This is a genomic window from Paenibacillus sp. 01L418 (genome assembly GCF_056400045.1).
Genome location: NZ_JBFTSN010000550.1, coordinates 1 through 3,694 on the forward strand (window position 1 = coordinate 1; position 3,694 = coordinate 3,694).

General features: G+C 37.1%; 5 protein-coding genes and 1 pseudogene. 4 read left to right on the top strand and 2 right to left on the bottom strand.

The annotated features are described in order from the left end of the window. Positions 1 to 400: helix-turn-helix domain-containing protein (locus AC1DSE_RS32430; RefSeq protein WP_477528850.1), on the bottom strand; the 400-nt coding region annotated here is incomplete at its 3' end. On the opposite strand from AC1DSE_RS32430, the gene AC1DSE_RS32435 reads away from it, so the two are divergent. The 3 genes and pseudogenes from AC1DSE_RS32435 (at position 395) to AC1DSE_RS32445 (ending at position 2,261) form a co-directional block, all read left to right on the top strand. Beyond that, positions 395 to 829: a hypothetical protein gene (locus tag AC1DSE_RS32435; RefSeq protein WP_477510295.1), complete on the top strand. Its 435-nt coding sequence runs from the start codon at positions 395 to 397 to the stop codon at positions 827 to 829. The two genes, AC1DSE_RS32430 and AC1DSE_RS32435, sit on opposite strands and share 6 nt — an antisense overlap. A 356-nt stretch (positions 830 to 1,185) precedes the next feature. Beyond that, positions 1,186 to 1,329, top strand: a pseudogene (locus AC1DSE_RS32440) (hypothetical protein); the annotation flags it as partial. A gap of 317 nt (positions 1,330 to 1,646) precedes the next feature. After that, positions 1,647 to 2,261 carry an undecaprenyl-diphosphatase gene (locus tag AC1DSE_RS32445; RefSeq protein WP_477510294.1) on the top strand — a complete coding sequence of 205 codons (615 nt, stop codon included), beginning with the start codon at positions 1,647 to 1,649 and terminating at the stop codon, positions 2,259 to 2,261. Positions 2,262 to 2,385: 124 nt separating this feature from the next. Here the strand turns inward: AC1DSE_RS32445 and AC1DSE_RS32450 are convergent, their stop codons facing one another. Further along, the gene (locus AC1DSE_RS32450; RefSeq protein ID WP_477510293.1) at positions 2,386 to 3,102 is read right to left on the bottom strand and encodes a FadR/GntR family transcriptional regulator; all 717 of its coding nucleotides are present in this window, start codon (positions 3,100 to 3,102) and stop codon (positions 2,386 to 2,388) included. Between the two features lie 116 nt (positions 3,103 to 3,218). On the opposite strand from AC1DSE_RS32450, the gene AC1DSE_RS32455 reads away from it, so the two are divergent. Further along, positions 3,219 to 3,694: FAD-binding oxidoreductase (locus AC1DSE_RS32455; RefSeq protein ID WP_477528849.1), on the top strand; the 476-nt coding region annotated here is incomplete at its 3' end.

Below are 3,694 nucleotides of genomic sequence, written 5' to 3' on the forward strand. Positions count from 1 at the left end.
TTGTGTCAGTATCTTTGATCTTATTGTATTCAATCTCCACAAGTCCGAAGAAACTAGCAGGTCTAATCTTTAGACCATCACATATTTCAAATATTTTACTAATAGAAGGCTCATTCTCACCACGTTCAATTAGGGATACATAGCTGCGGTCTACATTGCATAATCCAGCCAAATCCTCTTGAGATAGGTCTTGTTTAATTCGTAGTGTTTTTATTAGTTTACCAATAATAGGTTTAAGATCTGGATTACGATTGTTCAGAAGAACACCTTCTTTCTGAACAATTATCAGATTTGGATTAGTACAATGACAGATTGTTAATTCGGAAAAATGGTTTAAAATTACAATGAAATATGGTAAAATTTTTGAAGGATTGAACTTAAAGGGGCGTATGAGTTGAATTTAATAAGAGAAGAGTCTGAGTTTCTAATCAGTTCATGTAAAAAGTGTTCTAAAGAACACAAGATTAAGAAGGTATCTTATTTTAAAACGACTAATGACTATAAATTAATTACAGCGATTAATTGTGATTGCGGTAATATCTCAGATATTGTAGATGGAGGTACTAATGGCGATGAGAATCAAGAAAATGCTAAAGATATGAGTGGGTTTCAATCATTAATATGGGGTATTGGCTGTCTAGCTGTCATCGTAGTTGTGGTAATTTTACTTTTGGGGATGCTAATTAAAGGATGCTCAGCAATATTTGATTCGAGCTATGAAAAAAAGGATTTTAAAGATATAACGAGACAAGAGTATAACGATTTTATGAAGTGGGATAGAAAGCAACAGGAAAAGAAATGGGATAATGAGAAGATGTTTGGAAATTAAGAGGAAACAAGAAAGAGCCTGATGGGAAAACATCCCTTAGGCTTTCTCTTATTAATGATTGAATTGTAAGGCAAATGAACTTCATGCTTGTGGCTCGCAATAACTAACTTGCTTCAATAAAGATTAGATATTCTGAAAGTATTCAGGATATTGAAGGGGCTAGAATTGAGGAATAAAGTGTTGTTAATTGAATAGCAGTAAAGGAATCATGTATGTCGATGTTTAAAGCATTTCATTCTTAAGACTACTTTACATAAATTGATCACTACTTTATAATTGAAACTGCTACATCAATACGAGAAGTAGTCTATATTTTTTAGATAGTTAAAAAAACGTGATAACATCAATATATGCGCCGTTCAGCATTGCAAAACGCAGCTTCCGTTGCAGCTATGTTCTTGACAACTGAAGCGGTTGTTGCTGACAAACCAGAGCCTAAGGGTGCTGGCGCTGGCATGCCTGATATGGGCGGCATGGGCGGTATGGGCGGCATGATGTAATAAGGGCGATAAACCCTTATACATCAAGGGTTTTCGTCAGTGAAAATCCTGTTTATCAATATCTTTATAACTTTGAGACCTTCCAGATTATTCTGGGAGGTCTTTTTGCGTTTGGCGAAACTCAACGTGAATAAGGATATTGGAGGAGAGGGAGGTAATCGCTGCCAACGGGGGCAACTGCCAATGTGAATGTTAAAGCCAATTTACAAAATGACAATAATGTAACATAGGAACCCTTAATTGTTAGGGGAATCGATGGTTGTTTGCCTATCTGTCTTTTAAGATATAAGAAATAAAGGCAGAGGAGGTGGTGTGAAATGAATTTTTTAGAAGAAAATATTAATTTATTTAGAATGGTAAATGACCTAGGGAAACAATATCCATACTTAAATCCTGCTATGGTTTTCATTGCTGAGTTTATGGTGTATTTCTTGGTTTTAGGTGTTATCTTCATTTGGTTTACTCGAAATAAACAGAGTAGAATGATGATTGTGTGTGCAACCATTACTTTTGTATTTGCTGAAATTATTGGGAAAATAGCAGGCAAATTTCATTCGAATAATCAACCATTTGCTGAGTTGGCAAATGTTAATAAATTAATTGAAAAAGCAGTTGATAATTCTTTTCCAAGCGATCATACCATATTGTTCTTTTCATTTTGTGTATCCTTTTGGTTATTTAGAAAAGGCTGGTGGTTTTTATGGGTTATACTAGCTTCCCTTGTTGGTATTTCTCGTATTTGGGTCGGTGTCCACTATCCAGCAGATATCCTAGTAGGAGCTATTATAAGCATCATTTCAAGCTCAATTGTTTACCTTGTTGTTCCTAAGTTAAGCTTGACTCAGAAATTGCTAGGGGGTTATGCGAAATGCGAAGAATTGCTTCTATCACCACTAACTAAATCGAAAAGGAATAGATCAAAGGATTATTAAGAGGAATAAAGCACATAGAAAAAAGATAATAGATCCAGTCGGTTATCAGGCTGAGAAGCCTATAGGAAAAAATAAAGCCAAAGATAGAACTGTCGTTCTATCTTTGAATCTTTATTGAACAGAATTATTCTAAAATGTCTCTGCGTTTCAGTACATTCTCGACTTTATGCAAATGAGCTTGAATGAGCTGGCTGGCCAGCTCGCTGTTTTGAGCTAATATTGCATTATATATGGATTGATGCTCTTTTAAGAGAAGTGTGGAAGAGGACTTGTCTTCGAAAAACCACAGCTGGCGAGTTTTTCCCATTGTTTCGGTCAGCTTAGAAGTAAGTGAACTCATTAATGTATTAAGCAGCTTATTGTGTGAGGCAGCTGCTATAGCTAGATGAAATTCGATATCCGCATGTTCACTCATTTGTGTATTATTCATTTCCAACGCTTGCTCCATTTGTTCAATAATCTGCTTTAAGTTCTCGAGATCCCTATCATTTCGACGCTCGGCAGCGAATGCAGCACTGCCGCTTTCAAGCCAAATACGAACTTCCAGTATCTCTTTTACACTTTCCGATTCCTCGAATGGATCTCGCGAGTTGCTCTGCAAGGTAGGCAATACTTTATTGACAAAGGTACCTCCGCCATGCTTTACATCTATCCAGCCTGTTGCCTTTAATGCGCTCAATGCTTCACGAATGGTGGAGCGACCTACTCCAAAGGAGGTACTCAAGTCAACTACGGACGGTAGTTTTTGACCAGGATGTAAGAGACCTTCCTCAATTTGTGAGAGAATGGCTCTTCGCACAAGCTCATGTCCTTTTTCAGTTTCTACCTTTATCGGCTGCATAGAGCTTTAAACCTCCCGAAAATAAAACTATAGACTATACTGTACAACTTTATTACACTATAATCAACACAAAGTCATCAGATGACCTGCTCAATTTAGTTATGGAGGAATCGTTCATGTTGAATGAAGCTGTAGTTAAACAATTACGAGAGATTGTAGGGGAAAAATTTTTTCGGACAGATCAGGAGGCGTTAATCGCACATTCCTATGATGGAACGCCGATGTTGCAGGCTTTGCCAGATGCAGTTATTTATCCAGAATCAACAGAGCAAGTTTCAGAAATTATGAAAATAGCTAACAGCAATCTTATTCCGATTGTAACAAGAGGCTCGGGCTCGAATCTTTGCGGTGGTACAGTACCATTGCAAGGCGGAATTGTGATGGTTATGCATCGCATGAATAAAATTATTGAAGTGGATATGGAAAACTTAACGGCTATTGTCCAGCCTGGTCTAATTACTGGACAATTCATTTCACATGTTGAAGGGCTAGGACTATTCTATCCACCAGATCCAAGCAGTATGAAAATTTCTACAATAGGCGGCAATATCGCTGAATGCTCAGGCGGTCTAAGAGGCTTAAAGTACGGAAC